22 protein-coding genes are annotated in these 19,268 nt (G+C 73.6%); 7 read left to right on the forward strand and 15 right to left on the reverse strand.

Going from position 1 to position 19,268, the window contains the following annotated elements:
- Positions 1-25: 25 nt before the first annotated feature.
- Positions 26-943, reverse strand: coding sequence for an IS982 family transposase (locus tag AVL61_RS09295; RefSeq protein WP_058874068.1), 918 nt, complete (start codon positions 941-943; stop codon positions 26-28).
- Positions 944-1,327: 384 nt separating this feature from the next.
- On the opposite strand from AVL61_RS09295, the gene AVL61_RS09300 reads away from it, so the two are divergent.
- The 3 genes from AVL61_RS09300 to AVL61_RS09310 all read left to right on the forward strand — a co-directional run bounded on the left by AVL61_RS09300 (position 1,328) and on the right by AVL61_RS09310 (position 2,906).
- Entirely contained in the window at positions 1,328-1,702 is a 375-nt protein-coding gene (locus AVL61_RS09300; RefSeq protein WP_058874069.1) for an ArsR/SmtB family transcription factor, read from the forward strand.
- A complete protein-coding gene (locus tag AVL61_RS09305; protein WP_058874070.1) occupies positions 1,699-2,235 on the forward strand; it encodes an SRPBCC family protein in 537 nt (178 codons plus the stop codon). The genes AVL61_RS09300 and AVL61_RS09305 overlap by 4 nt, the downstream gene beginning before the upstream one ends.
- A 359-nt stretch (positions 2,236-2,594) precedes the next feature.
- Complete coding sequence (locus AVL61_RS09310; RefSeq protein ID WP_058874071.1) at positions 2,595-2,906, forward strand: hypothetical protein; 312 nt, start codon at positions 2,595-2,597, stop codon at positions 2,904-2,906.
- A 189-nt stretch (positions 2,907-3,095) separates the two neighbouring features.
- On the opposite strand, the gene AVL61_RS09315 is transcribed toward AVL61_RS09310, so the two are convergent.
- Together AVL61_RS09315 and AVL61_RS09320 are read right to left on the reverse strand one after the other, a co-directional pair.
- Positions 3,096-4,268 carry an MFS transporter gene (locus tag AVL61_RS09315; RefSeq protein WP_058874072.1) on the reverse strand — a complete coding sequence of 391 codons (1,173 nt, stop codon included), beginning with the start codon at positions 4,266-4,268 and terminating at the stop codon, positions 3,096-3,098.
- Positions 4,269-4,815: 547 nt separating this feature from the next.
- Positions 4,816-5,445, reverse strand: a complete 630-nt coding sequence (locus tag AVL61_RS09320) for an iron transporter (RefSeq protein WP_082697065.1) — start codon at positions 5,443-5,445, stop codon at positions 4,816-4,818.
- A gap of 215 nt (positions 5,446-5,660) precedes the next feature.
- On the opposite strand from AVL61_RS09320, the gene AVL61_RS09325 reads away from it, so the two are divergent.
- Together AVL61_RS09325 and AVL61_RS09330 are read left to right on the forward strand one after the other, a co-directional pair.
- Positions 5,661-6,689, forward strand: coding sequence for a bile acid:sodium symporter (locus AVL61_RS09325; RefSeq protein WP_157571374.1), 1,029 nt, complete (start codon positions 5,661-5,663; stop codon positions 6,687-6,689).
- Positions 6,686-7,273, forward strand: coding sequence for a hypothetical protein (locus AVL61_RS09330; protein ID WP_058874075.1), 588 nt, complete (start codon positions 6,686-6,688; stop codon positions 7,271-7,273). The genes AVL61_RS09325 and AVL61_RS09330 overlap by 4 nt, the downstream gene beginning before the upstream one ends.
- A 15-nt stretch (positions 7,274-7,288) precedes the next feature.
- On the opposite strand, the gene AVL61_RS09335 is transcribed toward AVL61_RS09330, so the two are convergent.
- Positions 7,289-7,897, reverse strand: a complete 609-nt coding sequence (locus AVL61_RS09335) for a flavodoxin family protein (RefSeq protein WP_058874076.1) — start codon at positions 7,895-7,897, stop codon at positions 7,289-7,291.
- A 225-nt stretch (positions 7,898-8,122) separates the two neighbouring features.
- Here AVL61_RS09335 and AVL61_RS09340 point away from each other — a divergent pair, with 225 nt between their 5' ends.
- Positions 8,123-8,608, forward strand: a complete 486-nt coding sequence (locus tag AVL61_RS09340) for a pyridoxamine 5'-phosphate oxidase family protein (RefSeq protein WP_058874077.1) — start codon at positions 8,123-8,125, stop codon at positions 8,606-8,608.
- A gap of 83 nt (positions 8,609-8,691) precedes the next feature.
- A complete protein-coding gene (locus AVL61_RS09345; protein WP_058874078.1) occupies positions 8,692-8,874 on the forward strand; it encodes a PspC domain-containing protein in 183 nt (60 codons plus the stop codon).
- Positions 8,875-8,989: 115 nt separating this feature from the next.
- Here the strand turns inward: AVL61_RS09345 and AVL61_RS09350 are convergent, their stop codons facing one another.
- From AVL61_RS09350 to AVL61_RS09400, 11 genes are all read right to left on the reverse strand, one after another.
- Complete coding sequence (locus AVL61_RS09350; protein WP_058874079.1) at positions 8,990-9,787, reverse strand: ABC transporter permease subunit; 798 nt, start codon at positions 9,785-9,787, stop codon at positions 8,990-8,992.
- Positions 9,784-10,764 (reverse strand): ABC transporter ATP-binding protein, encoded by a 981-nt coding sequence (locus tag AVL61_RS09355; RefSeq protein WP_082697057.1) that lies wholly within the window; start codon positions 10,762-10,764, stop codon positions 9,784-9,786. Before AVL61_RS09355 ends, AVL61_RS09350 begins: the two co-directional genes overlap by 4 nt.
- A 240-nt stretch (positions 10,765-11,004) precedes the next feature.
- Positions 11,005-11,790 carry a VOC family protein gene (locus tag AVL61_RS09360; RefSeq protein WP_058874080.1) on the reverse strand — a complete coding sequence of 262 codons (786 nt, stop codon included), beginning with the start codon at positions 11,788-11,790 and terminating at the stop codon, positions 11,005-11,007.
- A gap of 159 nt (positions 11,791-11,949) precedes the next feature.
- On the reverse strand, positions 11,950-13,047 hold the full coding sequence (locus tag AVL61_RS09365; protein WP_331457107.1) for an ion channel: 1,098 nt from the start codon (positions 13,045-13,047) through the stop codon (positions 11,950-11,952).
- A 17-nt stretch (positions 13,048-13,064) separates the two neighbouring features.
- Positions 13,065-14,228, reverse strand: a complete 1,164-nt coding sequence (locus tag AVL61_RS09370) for an NAD(P)/FAD-dependent oxidoreductase (protein ID WP_231738360.1) — start codon at positions 14,226-14,228, stop codon at positions 13,065-13,067.
- An 8-nt stretch (positions 14,229-14,236) separates the two neighbouring features.
- On the reverse strand, positions 14,237-14,443 hold the full coding sequence (locus AVL61_RS09375; RefSeq protein ID WP_058874083.1) for a hypothetical protein: 207 nt from the start codon (positions 14,441-14,443) through the stop codon (positions 14,237-14,239).
- Positions 14,444-14,488: 45 nt separating this feature from the next.
- Positions 14,489-15,433 carry an EamA family transporter gene (locus AVL61_RS09380; RefSeq protein WP_058874084.1) on the reverse strand — a complete coding sequence of 315 codons (945 nt, stop codon included), beginning with the start codon at positions 15,431-15,433 and terminating at the stop codon, positions 14,489-14,491.
- A 33-nt stretch (positions 15,434-15,466) separates the two neighbouring features.
- Positions 15,467-16,339 (reverse strand): N-acetylglucosamine kinase, encoded by an 873-nt coding sequence (locus AVL61_RS09385; protein WP_058874085.1) that lies wholly within the window; start codon positions 16,337-16,339, stop codon positions 15,467-15,469.
- 97 nt (positions 16,340-16,436) lie between these two features.
- Positions 16,437-16,658: a hypothetical protein gene (locus AVL61_RS09390; protein WP_058874086.1), complete on the reverse strand. Its 222-nt coding sequence runs from the start codon at positions 16,656-16,658 to the stop codon at positions 16,437-16,439.
- A gap of 278 nt (positions 16,659-16,936) precedes the next feature.
- A complete protein-coding gene (locus tag AVL61_RS09395; protein WP_058874087.1) occupies positions 16,937-17,695 on the reverse strand; it encodes a dienelactone hydrolase family protein in 759 nt (252 codons plus the stop codon).
- A 6-nt stretch (positions 17,696-17,701) separates the two neighbouring features.
- Positions 17,702-19,144 carry a sodium/glutamate symporter gene (locus AVL61_RS09400; RefSeq protein ID WP_058874088.1) on the reverse strand — a complete coding sequence of 481 codons (1,443 nt, stop codon included), beginning with the start codon at positions 19,142-19,144 and terminating at the stop codon, positions 17,702-17,704.
- Positions 19,145-19,268 lie beyond the last annotated feature (124 nt).

Below are 19,268 nucleotides of genomic sequence, written 5' to 3' on the forward strand. Positions count from 1 at the left end.
CTAGATGAGTAATTCCAAGGGGTGGTCAGTGGTCGTAGGCGGTCAGGGATCGACGGACCCCGGTGCCGAGACGGTCGTTGTGCCAGATCGCGGTCGTGAGGGCCAGCAGCCGCTGGGCGATCCGGGCGCAGACGCCACGGACGGTGCGTCCGCCGTGGCGCTCCAGGTCCAGGTGGGCCTTGAGGGTGTTGTTGACGGACTCGATGATCTGGCGCAGGGGCTTGAAGAACCGGGCCCCGGGACGGGGTGCCTCCCCCGCCCGGGCCGGGCGCAGCAGCTCGAGCCCGGCCTCCTCCAGCTCGGTCTCGAACGCTTTGCCGTAGTAGTTCTTGTCGGCGATCACCAGCTGCCGGCTCCGGTGCGCATCGGTCAGCCCGGGCGTGCCGGTGAGGATCTCGGTGAGCACCACCCGCTCGTCGGCCTTCGCCCCGGTCAGCGCCCAGCCCACCGGCAGCCCGTGCACAGTGGCCACCAGGTGCAGGCGCAGTCCCCAGAAGTAGCGGGAGTGGGAGGCGCAGTAGCCGTACTGCGCCCACCCCACCAGGGCCGAGCGTTTGACCGTTTCCCTCGACCGGGCGCACTCCACCGGGGTGGAGTCGACCAGCCACACGTCGTCACCGGCGATGGTCGTGTCCGCGGCCAGGACCCCGATGAGCCAGGCCATCGTGTCGGTCAGGGCCCGCAGGCGTTTGTTGTACCCGGGTTGCTGGGGCTGGTGCGGAAACAGATGGCGCAGGTGCACCCCGGCGTGGCGCAGCCAGCGGGCCTCGCTGGTGAACCCGCCCAGGGCCTGGAGCACGGCCAGGGTGATCAGTTCCGCGTCCGTGATCCGCGGTGCGATCCCGGTCGGTGGGCGGTGCGGGGCGCGGTCGGAATGGGCCTTCAACAAGTCATCGGCCGTGACGTACAGTGCGGTGGCGAGGGTGTCCAGATCGGCGTCCACGACGGACCTCCAGGGGTTCGGCGACACGGGTAGCAACGCCGATTCTGGGCACCCTCGCCCCATCCCGCCAAGACCCCCACCCCTTGGAATTACTCATCTAGGGAGGTTGTCGGGGCTCAGAGCGTTCCCGGGCCGCCCGGGCTCGTTCGGCGGTCAGCCGATGACGTTGGAGTCGAAGTTCTCGCTGATGATCAGTTCCCCGGAGAAGTTCTCCCCGGCCTCCCGCCGCTTCTCGACCGGCCAGTTGCCGGGCACGAGGTGGTTGAGCACAGCCCGAGCGCGCGGCGACGCGAGATGCCTCCCGGTGAGCGGGCATGGGAGCCTCTTGATGGTCTCGTCCAGGATGTCTGGCGAATTGGTAACTTCGGGATTACCATAGATGCCGTGGACGTGTTCACGGCTCTGGGGGACCCGGTGCGGCGGGCCCTGCTGCGGCGGCTGGCCGAGGGGCCGGCCCGGGTGGTCGACCTGGCGGCCGATCACGACATCAGCCGCCCGGCGGTCAGCAGGCACCTGAAGGTGCTCGGCGACGCGGGCCTGGTGGCCGGGGCCACGCACGGCCGCGAGCGCCACTACACCCTGGTGCCCTCCGCCCTGGAGCCGGTCGCCGTCCTGCTCGAGGAGCTCAGCGGCCGGACACCGCGGATCCCGGAGCACGTCCTGGACGGACTCGACCTCGAGGTCCGCCGCACCAGCCGCGACCGCGCCGCCGGCCGGCAGGACCGGCCGGCCCGCACCGAGAGGAAGGACGCAGGATGACCGCACCACAGGCCACCGGCCGGCCCGAGACCCGCCAGGACGGTGAGTGGATCGTGTTCACCCGCCACTTCAGCGCTCCTGTCGAGGACGTGTGGGCCGCCGTCACGGATCCCGAACGCCTCGAGCGCTGGATCGGCACGTGGACCGGGGACCCGGCCTCCGGCAGCGTCACCTTCCGGATGACCGCCGAGGACGGCATGCCGGAGGAAGAGCATCACATCGAGGCCTGCGAGCCGCCGCGGCTGCTGCGCACACGCGCCCGCAGTGAGGGCCTGGACGGACAGGACCACGACTGGCGAGTGGAGTTCCGGCTCACCGAGGACGACGGTGGTACGACGCTGCACTTCGGCCAGGTCCTCCCGGAGCCGGGGTGGGGGCACAACATCGGCCCGGGCTGGGACTACTACCTGGACCGCCTCGTGGCGGCCGAGACGGGTGGGGACGTCGCGGCGATCGACTTCGAGCGCGACTACTACCCCGCCCTGGTCCCCGCCTACGAGGAACGCTTTCCGGCCACGCCCCGGCAGTCCTGACCCGCCGACGGGACCACGGGCCGGCTGCAGGGCGACGGCGGCCCGTGCTCCAGCACGTTCCGGCCCGTTCTCGCGCGCCGATGCAACGACATATTTCGTCGAGTGGTTCCGCGCCAGGATCCGCTTCACTAGGGTCAGGGGCACCTGCGGGCGAACGCGAAGCCACACCGGTGCGTCGCCTGCCACTCTCGCAGTCCTCGGCGTCCACCAGCACGCCCGGTTCCACCCGGACCGCCGAGATCCCCGGGCCCAGTGACGGACCTGGGGATCCGGGAGGCGGAGCACTCCACCGGAGTCCTCACACCCTGCGCGGGTGGAGACCGCCCTAGCACACCACTACAACGACGTAGGGAAGCGCGATGACCACGACCACCAGCATCCACTTCGGATCCACTCCTACTGCGCCGCCGGAGATCGAGGGCCCCATCGAGGGCCCTGGAGGGCTCCAGCTCCGACCTCTCGAGCAGTCCCGGCCCAGCACCCCACCGGTCACCGGAGTCGGGGGTTCCCCGAGTCCTTGGAGCCGCGAGCGGGAACGGCCCGAGGACGACGAAGCCGTCGTCACCGCGGTGCTGGCCGCCGCCACCCGTCGCGCCTTCGGGGAACGCCCCGAGGACGACGAGGTGATCCTCACCTACACGAGCGAGCCCGCCTGCCGGCGCATGAGGTGAGGCCCCGGCCGGGCGCATCAGTGCCCCGCGGGCCGGCGGACCGGGAGAGACCGGCGAACGCCTCTGTTCCCTCGATCGCGAAAGGACGAGGGTGCAGCGCTGCTCGACGACGGCCTGCACCCGGTCCGCGAGCACCCCGGGGCTGCGCGCCGCCAGTCGGGCGGCGCGCAGCCCGGTGGATGCTGGCGCTCACGGGCTGGTCTCGCCGACGGCCGCCCTCCGGAAGCTCCCCTGCACCAGCAGCAGCGCCGCTCCGCTGAGCAGCGCCACCGCGGCGGTGAGCACGAGCAGGGTCCCCAGGCCCAGGCCGGGGATGACCGCGCCGGCGACGGCCGGTGCGGCGACCGAGCTGAAGGCCCCCACGACCAGGCAGGTCGTGAACGCCGCCCCGGCGCGGTCGGGCACCAGCTCGGCGGTCCAGACGGCGAGCACCGCCGATCCGGTCATGTACCCGACACCGAAGATGCACGCCGAGACCATCGTCGCGGCCAGGGAGTCGGCGGCCAGCCCGAGCAGCGCCAGCGCCGCGGCGACCGTCACTAGACTCAGCGCGGCCACCCGCCCGCTGCCCATCCGCTGCGCGAGGGCCCCGGTCGTCACGCCCACCATGCCGGTCAGGCCGATGACCGCGTAGAGGGCAGGCACGGCCGCCGCCGGAAGGGTGCCGCTGCCGAGGGCGTCGGCGGCGTAGGTGAAGTAGATGACGACGACCGCGAAGTAGACGACGGAGTAGGCGCCCGGGACGCGCAGCGCTGTGACCAGGGAGGAGGCGCCGCCCGGTCCGTCCGGGCGCGCGGCCGGCCTGGTGCGCGGCACCAGGCGGAGGTTCACGACCGCGGCGGCCACCGCGGCCACGGCGATGCCGGCCCAGACCAGGCGCCAGGAGCCCAGCGCGGCCGTCACGGCCAGCCCGCCCAGCAGCAGCAGTCCGCCGCTGGTGCCGGTCGTGATGATCGCCAAGGCCCTGGGCTGCTGCCGCAGGGGCACCGCACGGGTCACGATGTCGGAGTAGGGCGCCCAGACCCAGCCGCCGGCGCTGCCGGCCAGGACGACCCCGACGGCGAGCAGCCAGGGGGACTGCGCGAAGGTCACGATCACCGCCCCCGCGGTGCCGCAGACCCCGCCCACGGTCGTCGGAGCGCGCGAACCGTGCCGAGCGGCCAGTCGTCCCGCGAGCAGCAGCCCGGCCAGGTAGCCCGCGAACGTGGCGCTGGAGACCAGGCCGAGCACCAGCTCGGAGAGCCCCAGGTCCTCCCGGATGCCGGGCAGCGTCAGACCGTAGGCGTAGCGGGCCATGCCGAAGGCGACCCCGACCACCGCCGCTCCGGCCAGCCCGATCCGGTGGCCCGCGGAGAGTGTCATGAATGCCTCCAGGTTCTGCGGCGTGTCCCGGTGCCGCTGCCGGCCGCAGCGGAATCGGCGTTCCGACGCGCTCGGCCCGACTGCTCATCGGTGCACCGGGGCGAAGAAACCGACAGCGCCGCTCGTGCCGTTCGTCCGACCTCGAGGCTACCGCGTGAGCTGATCGGGGTCCGGGGGCGGTGCCGGACCGCGTCGGCGGACGCCCATGTGTTCGCGATCACACACGTTTGCTTCCGATTGTGAATGCGCGGCACCCCGGGGGTCTTGCCTCGAGGGACGGGATGAGCGACGCTCCTGGTGAGAGGGCGTTTTCCAAGACCCCTCGAGCTCTGGGACAGGCGGGCAGCACAACGGATCCGGGGGGATCCGCCACCGTGGGTGGGCGTCCGTCCTGAGGCGGAGAACAGAGGGGCGGGAACGGCTGGGGGGCCGTCCCGCCCCTTTCTCCTGTCCTCCCCGTGGTGACCTCTCCTCGGTGTCCCCGTGCGGGGGGCGCCAGGGAGCCGGCGGTGCCGCTCCAGCCGTGGCCGGCGGAGTCCGCGGGGCCTCAGCCGGCGGATTCCAGGCGGACGTCGTCGAAGGTGACGGTCACCGGATCCAGCAGGGTCAGCTCCTCGGGGTTCTCGCCGTGGCGGGTGAACTGCGGCGGCTGCACAGTGGCCCGCAGCGTGTAGTCGCCCTCGGCCGGGATGCTGAAGTTGTTCGCGTAGTGGAAGAACTCCGCGTTGAAGAACATCAGCTCCTTCTCGTCCACGACCTCGCCGGTGTCATCGAGGACCTCCAGGCGGATCGGCACCTCGGGCACGATCCGGCCGGTGGCCGCTTCGATCGGGATGATCTCCAGGTGGTGGGTCTCCCCCTCGGCGGGTTCGCGCAGCGTCGGCTCCCCTCCCGTGGTCTCGAACCAGGGTTCGGCCGGTTCCACGATGTAGGCGACCTCCCAGTCTCCTGAGGTCGTGCGCCCGCCCTCGGCCTCGACCTCCTCGGACAGGGTGGCGTACTGCGCGGCGACTCCCTCGGGCACCGCACCGGCCGCGGCGGCGTCGGTGGTCTCCGGGGCGGCGGTGTTCTCGCTCGTGGTGTCGGCGCTGGGGGTTTGGGCCTCCTCGGTGCCGCAGCCTGTCAGGAGCAGGAAGGCAAGGACGGCTGTGAGGGTGATCGGTCGTGACAGGGGCATGGTCATTTCTTCCTTCGGACGAGTGACGTACAGGACGGGTTAGGTGAGCCTTGCCTTATTCGGCTGGGGCAGACTGTAGCAGTCGAACAGGCATTAGCGAACATGTCACTGACGTAATCCGGTCGTGCCGGTCCGGATCCGGGGTGCCGCCCCTCCTGCTGACGGCCGGCTCCCCGTGCGGAGCGCTCCCGTGCCGCCGGAGCCCTGCCCCTAGGCTGGGACGGGTGAACGGGTCGACAGCCGCCGGGTGGGCGGAGCGCCACCAGGTGGCGGTGTACCTGGCCGCCATCGCGGCCGCGGTCCTCGTGGGCTGGGCGGTGCCCGGTGCGCCGGCGCTCGCCCCGGCCATCACCCCGATCCTCGGGCTGCTGCTGTTCGCCACGTTCCTGGCCGTCCCGTTCGCCTCGCTGGGCTGGGCCTTCGCGGACCTGCGTTTCCTGGCGGCGCTGCTGGTGCTCAACTTCGTGGTGGTCCCGGTGGTGGTCCTCGGACTGTCCCGGGCGGTCGCGGGGCACGAGGCGCTGCTGCTGGGCGTGCTGCTGGTGCTGCTGGCCCCCTGTGTGGACTACGTCATCGTCTTCACCGGCCTCGCCGGCGGCGCCGCCGACCGGCTGCTGGCGGCGGCCCCCCTGCTGATGCTCGCGCAGATGCTGCTCCTGCCGGCCTACCTGCTGCTCCTCGCCGGTCCGGAGGCGGTCGCCCCCGTGGAGCTCGGGCCCTTCGCGCAGGCGTTCGTGCTCCTGATCCTGCTGCCCCTCGCCGCGGCCGCGCTCGTGCAGCGGGCGGCGTCCCGCTCCGCCGCGGCCCGGCGGGTGGGGGCCGCGACGACCGCGGCCATGGTGCCGCTGATGGCCCTCACCCTGTTCACCGTGATCGCCTCGCAGGTGCGCGGGGTGGGGGAGCAGCTGACCGACCTCGCGGCGGTCGTGCCGCTCTACGCCGGTTTCCTGCTGCTCATGGTCCCGCTCGGGGTCCTCGCCGCCCGGCTGGCCCGCCTGGACGTGCCGTCCTCCCGGGCCCTGGTCTTCGGCGGGGCCACCCGCAACTCCCTCGTGGTGCTGCCCCTGGCCCTGGCGCTGCCGGAGCGGCTCGCGCTCACGCCGTTCGTCGTCGTCACCCAGACCCTGGTCGAGCTCGTGGGGATGGTGCTGCTGGTGCGATTGGTCCCCGCGCTGGTGCGGGACCGCGATCCACGACACAGTGGGGGGAACCCCCCGTCCGATCGAAAGGCTCCCCGCCCATGACGCAGCGCCTCCGTCCCGCCGCCCAGGCCCTCCGCCTGTGGGGCCCGCGCCAGTGGGGCGTGGCCGTGCTCGCGGGCCTCGCCACCGCCCTGGTCCTGGGCCTGGCCACCGCGCTCATCCCCAACAGCGTCTTCAGCCGCGAGATCCCGCCGGTGTGGTGGAACTACCCCGTCTGGCTCGCCACCTCGGCGCTCACCGGTGTCCTCGTGGCCTCCTACGTCTCGCCCGTCGCCGGCGGGACCCCCCTGCCCGACGACGACGTCGCCGCGGCCACCGTGGCCCGTGCCGTCGAGTCCGGCGAGCGCCGCAGCGCCCGGCTGGGTGCGGCCGGCACGTTCGCCGCCTGGTTCGCCGTGGGCTGTCCGGTCTGCAACAAGCTCGCGCTCCTGGCCCTGGGGTCCACCGGGGCCATGACGTGGTTCGCTCCCGTCCAGCCGTGGCTGGGGGTGCTGGCGCTGGCCCTGAGCGCGTTCGCCGTGGTCCACCGCCTCGCCGGGCAGATGGCGTGCCCCGTGAACCTGCCCGTCAGCACCGCGAGGAACGCGGTGGTCCCGGCCGCGTCCGAGACCCCGGGCGACCGGTAGACCCCGGAGCCGGTCTCAGGCCACCGGGTACGGCTCGGCGCGCAGCAGCCGCGCCAGGTGCGCGGCGTTGCGGGCGGCCCCGGCCGTGGTGGCCGCGACCTTCTCCGGCACCTGGTCGAGGTCCTGGTAGTCCACGGACTGCATGGCCTCGCCCACCCAGTACGTCCCGGCCTGCGCCGGGACGGTGAACCCGATGTCGCTCAGGGCCTGCGTCATGTCGGCGATCGTCTTGTGGGCGCCGTCCTCGTTGCCGACCACGGCCACGATCGCGGTCCGGTCGTACATGATGGGCCGGCCCTGCTCGTCGGTCTCGGCGAGGTCCGCGTCGAGGCGCTCGAGCACCCGCTGGGCGATGCTGCACGGGTGGCCCATCCAGATGGGGGTCGCGAGCACCAGGATGTCGGCGTCCAGGACCTGCTGCCGCAGCGCCGGCCACTCGTCGCCGGTGCCCATGTCCACCTGCACGCCCGGCTTCACGTCGTGGTCGACCACCCGGACCGAGGAGGTGCGCACCCCGTGCTGCTCGAGCTGGTCCAGCACGTGCCGGGCCATCAGCTCGCTGCTCGAGGGCTTCGGCGAGGGGGTCAGGGTGCAGACGAGGGCGACGGCGGAGAGCTGCTGCATGGGGCGGTCCTTCCTGGTGGAACTGGCCTCGGGGCGGTGTCAGCTCCAACCTAGCGGTGACCGATCGCCGGGGCACCCCTCGTGCGATGCGCCCGGTGTTCGTAGACTGGCCGTCCGTGCCGCGGATCCGCAGCGCGGACGTCGACAGGTTCAGCTGTCGGCCGGCCCGGTTCTCGACCAGCCCAGTTGTCGAACAGAGTTGTCGAACAGAGAAGGGACCTCCCCATGACCGACCAGGACGACGGCACCGTCAAGGTGCGCGAGCTCATCAAGAACACCCGGATCGCCATGCTCACCCACGCGGACGAGCACGGGAACCTGATCTCCAAGCCGATGGCCACGCAGGACGTGGACTTCGACGGCACCGTCTACTTCATCGCCGAGCGCACCTCGGACCAGGTCCAGGACCTGCAGCAGCGGCCCTCCGTGAACGTCGCCTACGCCGGGGACGGCGCCTGGGTCTCGCTGACCGGGACGGCGCTCGTGCTCAACGACGAGGCGAAGCTCAAAGAGCTGTGGGACAGCTTCACCGGCTCCTGGCTCGAGGGCGGGCCGGAGAACCCGGACAACGTCCTCATCGAGGTCACCGGCCGCTCCGCCGAGTACTGGGACACCCCCGGCGGCGGCAAGGTCACGCAGGTGGCGAACCTCGTGAAGGCCAAGGTCACGGGCGACACCATCAAGGGCGACAAGGGCGTCGTCGACCTCTGACGCCTGTCCGGGGCCGTCCGCACCGCCCGTCCGGACGGCCCTGCGCCCGGGCGTGTCCCGGAGGCCGTTGGTAGAATCCGGGCATGAGAACTGCACTGGTCCGCCCCCGCAACGGCAAGCTCATCGCCGGCGTCTGCGCGGCCCTCGCGGCCCGCTTCGGACTGCCGAAGTTCCTCCTGCGCCTGGGCTTCATCGTCTTCGGCCTGGTGGGCGTGGGGGAGCTGGTCTACATCGCCCTGTGGATCATCATCCCCAAGGAGTCCTGAGCCCCGACTCCGCCCGAGCTCCGCGCCGGACCCGGCTCCGCCCGCCGGGGCCCGACCGGGCGGAGCCGGGTCCTGCCCGCCGAACGGGCCCGCGGGGCGGTGCGGGCCCGTGCCTTCAGACCATGAGGTCGCGCCGCGCGAAGGCGACGGCGCCGCCGAGCGCCACCAGCACCGCGAGGGCGGCCAGCAGCGCCAGCCCCGGTCCGTCGAATCCGGTGGCCAGGGGTTCGGCGCCGATGTACCAGTGGAAGGGCGAGATCTGCTCCATCCACGGCGCCTCCGCGATGGGGGAGAGGTAGCTGAGCAGGTAGGAGGCGACCGCGGCCGCCGCGGCCGCTCCCAGGGCGGTCCCGCGCCGGCCGGTCGCGGCTCCCACCGCGAAGGCCACGGTGCCCAGGGCACCCCCGAAGAGGAGCAGGCCTGCGCTCGCCGCCGCCACGTTCACGGCCGACAGGCCGAGCTCCAGCGCGGCGGAGAGCACACCGAGGGCGGCGGTGAGGGCGAGGACCAGCACCAGGACCGTCAGCCACAGCGCCGCCAGCCGCTCGGCGTAGATCCTCCGCCGCGAGACGGGGGCGCTGAGCTCGAGCTCGAGCGTGCCGTCCTCCTCCTGCCCGGCGATCAGGCGCGCGCCCAGCCCGATGGCGCACACCAGGGTGAGGACGGCGCCGAGGAGCGAGTACACCGTGGAGGTGACGTAGCCGGCCGCCGTGGTCATGCTGTCGAAGCCCATCGCCGTGATGAACTCCGACGGCATGGACTCGAGCATCGCGTCCATCTGGCCGCCGCCCACGCTCGGGTAGAACGCCGTGTACAGGGCCGTGACGGCCGCGACGGCGAGCGCCCACAGCAGCAGCGACCGCCGGTTGGTGCGCAGCACCCCGGCCAGAACGGTCCCGCCGCGGCCGGTCATCGCACGCCCCCCGGGCGCGTGGCCGCGGAGCCCGGCGCCGGCCGGTCCGAGGGGGCGGGCGGTGCCGGGGCGGTGGAGGGGAACGGCCGCCGGTAGAAGTCCAGGAACAGGTCCTCGAGCTCACGGTCCTCGGCCTGCCAGCGGACCACGCGGTGCCGGACGGCCGCGGTCAGCAGGGGCATCGGGTCGCCGCGGAGCAGGCAGCTCAGCGTCGTGCCGTCGGAGGGGTCGAGGGCTGCGTCCTGCACGCCGGGCAGGTCCGCGAACTCCGCCAGCGGCACCGGCTCGGCGAAGCGCAGGAGGACCTGCTGCCCGGCGCGGGCCCGCAGGGCCCGGACGTCGTCGAGGTCGACCACCCGGCCCTCGCGGATGATGGCGACCCGTCCGGCGACCTCCTCGACCTCCTGGAGCATGTGGCTGGAGAGGAAGACCGTGGCGCCCCTCGCGCCGGCCTCGCGGGCGAGGAGCAGGAACTCCCGCTGGAGCAGGGGGTCCAGGCCGCTGGTCGGCTCGTCCAGGACGAGCAGCTCGGGATCGTGCATGAACGCCTGGACCAGCCCGACCTTCTGCTTGTTGCCCTTCGAGAGCGCCCGGAGGGGACGGGACAGGTCCAGGGAGAGCCGCTCGGCGAGCTCGCCGGTGCGCCGCCGGCCCCGGCCGCCCCGCAGGGCCGCGAGGTAGGCGAGGTACTCCCCGGCGCTCATCCGGGCGGGGAAGGAGAGCTCACCGGGCAGGTAGCCGATCCGTGCGCGCAGCCCGGGCCCACCGGCGGCGGGGGCGGTGCCGAAGATCTCGACGCTGCCCGCCGTGGGGCGCAGCAGGTCCATGAGCACCCGGATGGTGGTGGACTTCCCCGAGCCGTTGGGGCCGAGGAAGCCGAACACCTCCCCGACCCGCACCTCGAGGTCCACGCCGTGCAGGGCACGGGTGCGCCCGTAGTCCTTCACGAGCCCGTGCACGCGGATGGCCGGTGTCATGTCAGGGCTCCTGGACTTCGCGCACGCTCGGTGCTGGACGCATGGGCTCATCGTAGAACAGGGCGCACGGACGGTCCGGGACGCGGCGGACCCATCCGTGGCGCCGACAACGCCGGCTTCCGAGCCGTCCTGCTGCGGCTCGACGTGGAGTTCTCCGCGCTTCCCGGTCGGGCCGGCACCCGGCCGGTCGCCGCGGCGCCGGGGCGTCTCGACCGGAGCTGAGACGCCCCGGTGCGGCGCCTACATCTCCTCCTTCGGGGTCATCACCGCGAAGACCTCCCGGTCGGGTCCGGCGACGACCGCCATCCGCCCGAACTCGAAGTCGAACGGCTCCTGGTCGACCGACCCGCCGGCCTCGCGCACGCGCCGCACGGCGGCGTCGGCGTCCTCGACCTGGAAGGCGACCGACCAGCCGAGCTGGGTGTCACCGGCCCGGGGGTCGGGGCCGCCGATGCCCCCGGCGGGCATCTGCCCGCCGGGGACGGTGAACAGGGCGTAGGCCATGGTCTCGTCCCCCATGTCCTGGTACGTGTAGCCGAAGACCTTCGCGTAGAAGTCCTGGGCGCCGGCCGGGTCGCCGGTCATCAGGTCGCACCAGGCCACCGCGCCGGATTCCGCGGAGGCCTCGAAGCCGGTGTGCTCGTCGGCCTGCCACATCCCGAAGGACGCCCCGGTGGGGTCGGTCCACATCCCCATGGAGCCGAAGGACGCGACCTGCATGGGCTCGAACAGCGGGGTGGCCCCTGCCGCGGCCGCCCGCGCGGCGTGGACGGCGATGTCCTCGGTGGCCAGGTAGACCGACCACGCGTGCGGGGCGTCCGCCATGCCTTCCATGGTGGGCGAGAGCCCGGCGACGGCCCGGTCGCCGAGCAGGGCGTTGCAGTAGCCGCCGTACTCGGGCTGGGAGTCGGTGTACGTCCAGCCCAGGACGTCGCGGTAGAAGGCCTGGGTGCGGCCCAGGTCCGAGGCCATCAGGTCCACCCAGCAGGGTGTGCCGGCCGGCCAGGGTTCGATGTGCGTGGTCATGGCGAGGGTCCTTCCGGGGAACGGGTGCGGCGGAGCCGCCGGCGGTCTGCGGCGGGACCCGGGACCGGGCACCGGGGACTGTGACCTCCGACACGTTCCAGGCTAGGGGGCCGCTCGGACGCGCTAGCGGGACCGCGCCGACGGGACCGGCCGCCGGCCTCAGGCCGAGCAGGTGTCGGCGATCTCCTCCGCCGTGAGGCGGCGCCGGCCCACGTAGTACAGCACGGAGTCCTCCGGCAGCGGGGTCTCCCAGCTCGGGTCGAGCAGCTCGCCCCGGTGCTGGACGGCGAGCACGGTGGCGCCGAAACCGCGCCCCAGGGCCTCCTGGACCCGCCCGAACCCCCTGCCGGCCAGCCGGGCGGGCAGCCGGGCGCTGTAGGTGTTCCGCCCGCCGTGGGTCATCAGCTCGGCGTAGACCGCGGCGATGCCCGGATCCTGCAGCTCCTCGGTGGCCAGGCGCGGCGAGTGCCACTGCACGCACCGCACGTCGTCGTCGACATAGGAGAAGTTCCGGGCCCGGCCCATGTCCCGCAGGGTCACGACGACGTGGGCGTCCGGGCGCACGTGCGTGACCGCCACGGTGAGCGTGAGCGCCTCGTTGTCGTCGCGGGCGTCGACGAGGACGCGGGCCGCGCGGTGCAGGCCCGCCCGGCGCAGCACGGCCTCGTCGGCGAGGTCGCCGCGGACGAACTCGACGCCGGCGTGCTCGGACATCGGGTGCTGCGGCACGTCCTCCCACGCGCACAGCGCGATCGGCCCGGTGCCGTCCCCGGCGAGCTCCTCGACGAGCCGTTCCGTGCGGCCGGGCGTGTAGCCGAGGATCACCAGGTGGTCCGAGATGTCGAGCTCGATCCGGCCCTTCATGCGCTGTCCCTTCGCGGTCTCGATCGCGGTGGCGATCCTGGTGAAGACGGTGGTCAGCGTGGCGATGCCGCCGACGATGACGTACACGCCGACCAGGTGGCCGCCGAGCGTGGTGGGGAAGAAGTCGCCGTAGCCCACGGTGGACGCGGTGACCAGGAACCACCACCAGTAGTTCTCCGCGGCGGTGATGGTGTTCTCGGGCGGCTCCGCCCAGGCCATCAGGGGCCAGCTGGTCAGGAACACCGTGAGGATGATCAGCAGCGGCAGCCCCCAGGCCTGCACGCGGCCGAGCCGGCGGACCAGGCGGATCAGGATGAACGGCACCGGACGTCTCCCGTCTGCTCGCGGGGCACCTCCGGTGACCTTACGCCGATCCGCGCCGGCGGCCACCACCGCGTGGCCCGGCGGTGTCAGCCGGCCGAGCGGCCCAGCTGCTGCCCGTGGTGGAGGTGTCCGGGGACGGCGCCGGTCAGCGCGGTCTCCGCCAGCGCCTCGCCGAGCGCCGGGGCCTGTTTGAAGAGGTTGTGCCCGGCCAGGGCGGTGAGCCCGTCACCGGACCAGATCCCCACGCCGTCGTCGCCCCACGGCAGCCGGGTGACCCAGCAGTGCACGTGGTCCACCGGGCGCGGGTCCAGCCCGGGCAGGGCGCGCTCCACGTAGGCCACGGTCCGGTCGGCCAGGGCGGCGAGCGCCGCGGGGTCGGCGAGGCCGCCGTCCGGACGGGCGGGGGTGTCGGCGCTGAGGCCCACCGAGAAGTGGCGGCCGTCCGGGTACGGCGCGGCGTACACGCCGGTCTCCCCGAAGGCCCCGCTGCCGTCCTGGAAGGTCGGCAGGCCGCGGCCGGCGGGCCCGCCGGGGGTCACCGCGAAGGTGAGGCGGACGTGCGCGCCCACCTCCACGGGCAGGTCGAGCCCGGCGCCGCGGGCCAGCGGGGCGGTGCCCCGGCCAGCGCACAGCACCACGTGGTCGTAGGTCTCGCACGTGGTGCCGGTGCGCACCTCCACCGGTCCGGCGTCCGTGCGCCGCACCGAGAGCACGTGCTCGCGCAGCATCGCGTCCTCGAGCCGGTCCGTGAGCGCCGCGACGGCGGCGAGGGTGCGGATGGCGCCGCCGTCGACGTCGAGCATCGCCGGGCCCGTCCAGGCGGCCAGGAGGGGCAGCCGTTCGTGCAGCTCCTCGGGCGCGAGACGCCGCACGGGGATCTCCTCGAACGGCTCCAGGGTGCGGAGCTTGTCCTCGACCCCGTCCCCGATCGCCACGGCGCCGTCGGGGGAGATCAGCTCGAGGCCGAACTCCTGCTCCCACTCCCGCCACAGGGCCCGGCTGCGGGCGACCAGCGCCACCAGCCGGGGGTCCTCGTGGGCGTGCCGGAAGATCCGGCCCTGCCCGGCGGACTGTCCGCCGCCGGGCGGTCCGGACTCGTAGAGGGTGACGTCGGCGCCGCGTGCGCGCAGGGCGTGGGCGGCGGCGAGGCCCACGATGCCCGCGCCGACCACGGCCGTGCGGGCCGCAGGTCCGCTCCGGGCGGCCTCTTCATCGCGTGCGGGCGCGCCGTGGTCCGAGGGTCCGGGCACCCGGGTGCTCAGCCGTCCTGCTCGGGGTCGGAGCTCTCGCCGAGGATGTCGTCGAAGGCCTCGCGCACGGCCTGCCGGGTGGCCAGGCGCACGCTCGCGGCGCCCTGCTTGTCCGCGGTGTCGGCGGAGGCGATGTTGCTGCGCTCCTCGCGCTCCTGCTCCAGGGCGTGGTCGCGGGCGGAGCGGATGCGGTCCATGATCTCGTTGGCTTCCATGGACCCATCCCATCACGGGAGATCAGGTTTTGAACAGGGGGCTGATCATTTTCTGCCGGGCCCGGCGTCCAGCTCGGCGTCCGTCCCGGGCGCGGCGTCCGTCGCGGGGTCCGCCCCGAGCTCGGGCGTGCCGCCGCCGACCATGACCACGGCGCTCGCGGCCACCACCAGGCCCATGCCCGCGAGCTGGGGGCCGGTGAGTCCCTGGCCGAGCACCAGCAGCCCGGCGAGGGCGGCGACCGCGGGCTCCAGGCTCAGCAGGATCCCGAAGACCTTGGGCGGGATGGCGCGCAGCGCCAGCAGCTCGAGGGAGTAGGGGACCACCGAGGAGAGCATCGCGATCCCCGCCCCGGCGCCCAGCACGGCCCACGTGAGGGCGGGGGCGTGGGCGGTGAGCACGCCCACGGGGGTGACCAGGACCGCGGCCACGACCAGCGCCACGGCCAGGCCGTCCAGCCGGTCGAAGTGCCGGCCCGCGGAGCGGCTGCCCAGGATGTAGGCGGCCCAGCCCGCCCCGGCCAGGGCCGCCCAGGCGATGCCGGCGAGGTCCAGCTCCGCCCACGGCACGGTGAGGGCCTCGGAGATGAGCACGATCCCGGCCAGGGCCGCCACCACGGCGAGGACGTCCCGGGGGCGGCGGGAGAGCACCGCCGAGAGGGTGAGCGGGCCCAGGAACTCGATGGTCACGGCCACGCCCAGCGGGAGGGTGGCCAGGGACTGGTAGAACGCGAAGTTCATGCCCGCCAGGGCCGCCCCGAAGAACAGGCCGGACCGCCACGCCTGCCGGGACCGGCCGCGCAGCCGCGGGCGGATGACGGCCAGCATGATCGCGGCGCTGATGAGCAGCCGCATGGTCACCGTGGCGGAGGCCCCGATCAGGGGCACCAGGACGGCGGCGAGGGCCCCGCCGAACTGGACGGAGACGACGGCGGCCAGCACGTAGACGGTCGGCCGCAGCCCGGGGCGGCGGGCGGGAGCGAGGGTGGTCACCCGTTCAGGGTAGGGCTCCGCCGCGCCCCTCGCTCACCGGCGGGCCGCGAGGGCCGGGGCGCCGTGCACGGGATCGCGCTCGAGCACCCGCAGCTCGCCCAGCCCGCGGGCCGCGGCCGCCTCCCGCAGCCGCTCGCGCAGCAGCGGCTGGTGCCGCGCCAGACCGCCGCCCACCACCACCGGGCCGGTCAGCTCCAGCCGCCGGGACACGGTGGCGGCGAGGTCGGCCAGGGCCCCGGCCGCGCGGTCCACCAGCCGCAGGGCGTCGTCGTCGTGCGCCGCGGCCTCGAAGGCGACCCGGGAGAGCCCGGCCCAGTGCCCGCGGTCCGCCCCGCCGTGGAAGCGCTCGATGAGCAGGCCGGGCTCGGTCAGCCCGCAGTGCGCCAGCACCGCGCGGTCCAGGGCGTCGGGGCGCAGCCCGTCGTCGAGCCGGGCGAGGGCACGGCGGACGAGCTCGCGGCCCAGCCAGTAGCCGCTGCCCTCGTCGCCCAGCAGGTGCCCCCAGCCGCCGGCCCGGGCCTCCCGGCCGTCCGGGGTGGTGCCCCACGCGGCGGAGCCGGTGCCGGCGATGACCGCGATGCCGGTGCTGCACCCGCCGGCCGCCAGGACCAGCCGGGTGTCGTGCACGACGACGATCCGCGCCGCGCCCGTGTGCGGGGCGATGAGCGCGCGCAGCGCCTCGGCGTCCGCGGGCGTGTCGACGCCCCCGGCCCCCGCCACGACCACGTCGGCGTCGGAGGCCCCGAGCTCGCCGAGGACGCCCGCCAGGGCGCGGGAGGCCTCCTCGGGGCTGGCGTTCTGCACGTTGGCGCTGCCGCCGACGGCCTCCCGCGCCGGGCGGCCGTCCTCGGCCCGCAGGCCGTGGGTCGAGGTGCCGCCGATGTCCAGGCCGATGAGGATACTCATGGGTCCATCCTGCCGTGCGGGCCCCGGCCGGGCACGACGACGCCCGACCGGGCGCCGGCGGGAACCGGCCCGATCGGGCGTCGTGGACCGTGTCCGGTCAGGCCGCGAGGGCCAGGGGCGCGGGGCGCAGGCGGCACCCCTCGAAGGAGAACAGCCGGCGGACCCCGGTGCCGGCCTCGAGGATCCACAGGACCCCCAGGGGGTGCGAGACCTGCCCCACGGTGCCGATGCAGCTCTCGTAGAACTCGTCCCAGATCTCGAGCCGGTCACCGGGCCGGATCCGGCTCAGATCGGTCATCCACTTCTCAGCAGCGGTCATGTCGCCACCTCCCATCACGTGTTCGTCTGTGTACACCTTCCATGGTGCACCGTCCCGGGCGACCTGCGCGGACGCGCCGATTTGACAAACGCCCCGGACGTCTTGAGCTTCGTCACACCCTCTCCCGGCCGGCAACCCGCACCGGTTGTCCGCGCCCGTGCAGGGCGGCGATCTGTGACGGACGTCCCGGCCGGGAACGTGAACATCACCACGTCATGAATTCCGCCGTCGCACGCCGTCATCCGTGTCGCGGGGGCCCCGCCGGCGCCCCCGCGGGCTCAGCCGGCGGTGCCCTGCGGCACGTCCGGGCCGGTCCGCTCCCGCAGGTGCCGGTCGAAGAACGCGGCGATCCGGCGCCGGGCGTCCTGGGTGGCGGGGTCGTCGTAGGCGGTGCGGCTGAACCGGCCGAGGACCCGCAGCACCGGGGAGAAGTCCTCGGGGTCGTGGTCGTTCATGAAGCCGTGGCCCACGCCGGGATAGATCTTGATGTCGTGCTCCACCCCGAGCTCCGTGAGGATGCCCTCCAGGCGGCGGCCGGCGTCCCCGCCCAGGGGCGTGGTGTCCGCCCCGCCGTAGCTGCCCACGATCGGGCACGCGCTCGGGAGCCACTGCTCGGCGCCCGCGGGGCACCCGCCGTAGTTCGTGCTCGCGGCCGAGAAGCCGTGCTCCGCGGCCAGCGCGAGCGCGTAGCCGCCGCCCATGCAGAAGCCGATCACCCCGATCCGGCCGGTGCAGTCGGGGCGTTCCGCGAGCCAGGACCGGGCCGCCTCGACGTCGTCGAACGTGCGTCCCCGGCGGGCACCGATGTCCTTCATGATCGTGCGCAGGCAGCGCAGCCGCCCGCCCCAGTGGAAGAGGTCCGGGGCGACGGCCAGGAACCCCTCGCCCGCCAGCCACTCCGCCTGGTGGCGCAGGTCCTGGCTCATCCCGGTGAAGTCGTGCACGAGCACCACGCCGGGCCACGGCCCCGGACCGTCGGGCACCGCCACGTGGGCGGGCATCCGCCCGTGCTCGGTGGCGACGACGACGTCGCTCATGACCGCTCAGGCCTGCCGGGCGTGGACGGCGTCGGCGGATCCGGTCGCCACGAGCCGGCGGCGGTAGGCCATGCCGCCGAACAGGGCGATCACGAACAGCACCGACATGGCGATGAACAGGGGCCACGGGCCGAACTGGTAGATCAGCGGCACCGAGGCGGCGGTGATCAGCCCGCCGCCGAAGAACGGCTCGAAGAACAGCTGCTTGTAGCCGAAGGCCTCCATCGCAGGGCTCTCGTCGTGCGGATCGGCGATGCGCATCAGGATGAGGCCGGTGGCGGTCACGCCCATGGACTGGCCGAAGTCCGCGATGCCGCGCTCGAGCCAGTAGTCGGGGATGACCTTGGGCACGAACAGGAGCAGGAAGCCGGTGCAGAAGACGACACCGGCGACGGACAGGACCAGGAAGACCTCCCAGTTCGCGGCGATCGCGGTGAGGGACAGGGTCGCGATCGCGGCCAGGATCAGGAAGTCGAGGGCGAGCCCCTGGATGCGCAGCATCATCTGGTGGTCCAGCAGGTGGCCGATGCCCCGCCAGTCCATGACCAGCTGCACCACCACCCCGCCGAGCATGGCGAGCGGGAACAGCGGCACGAACGCGAGCAGCTCCACGGTGTCCGCCCACAGCGCCTGCTCGATCCACTGCAGGGCCGTGAGGATGAGGTAGCCGATGAGGATGGCGATCCCCACGACGGCCACGTGCAGGGTGAGCGGCTCGATCGAGGCCGGCCGGGAGGTCATCATGGCCGCGGGGATGTTCTCGTCCCGCCGGTAGAGGCCCTTCTGCTCCTCGACGGACTGCTCCACGTTGCCCTTGAGCACCTTGGTGCGCCCGGTGCGCACGCCCCAGTTGATGACGGCGATCCCGATGACGATGCCGCCCACCAGGCCGATCGTGGCCATGCCCAGGGCCAGGTCCGCGCCGTCCGCGAAGCCCAGCTCCTCCATCACCGGGCGCATCCCGGCCGCGGTCCCGTGACCGCCCTCGAAGCCGATCTCGATGAGGGCCCCGGCCATGGGGGAGATCCCGAACAGCGGGCCGAGCACCGCGATCACCAGCAGCAGGCCGACGACGTACTGGCCCGAGCCGAAGGCCAGACCCACCGACAGCTGCGGGCCCGCGAGCCGGGCGACGCGGCGGGGGCCGGGGATGGACGCCCCGAGGAAGAGCGTCGCGAACACCACGCTGATGAGCAGGCTGGGCAGCGTGGCCCAGACCTCGAGGATCTCCGGGGTGAAGACGCCCCCGTCCGCGAGCCAGCCGACGCCGGCGGCCTCACCGATCCGGCCCAGGACCTGGGGGCCGGCCAGCAGAGCCAGGAAGCCTGCGATGATCGAGCTCGGCAGGAAGATCTTCTGGATCCACCGCACCCGGACCCGCAGCCACTTCCCCACCAGGAACAGCGCTGCCAGCAGGATCAGGGCGAAACCGACGTGGTTCGGACTCATGGCGGGCTCCTGGGTCGGGGGCGCGTGCGGTCGGGCCAGTCTACGCACGAGTGGCCGACGGCACGCCAGGAGCCGCCGGGACGGGCGCCCGCCCCGGTACCCTGGCAGGCGTCCCCTCTTCCCC

The sequence above is a fragment of the Kocuria rosea subsp. polaris genome (genome assembly GCF_001483755.1).
Classification (GTDB): domain Bacteria; phylum Actinomycetota; class Actinomycetes; order Actinomycetales; family Micrococcaceae; genus Kocuria; species Kocuria cellulosilytica.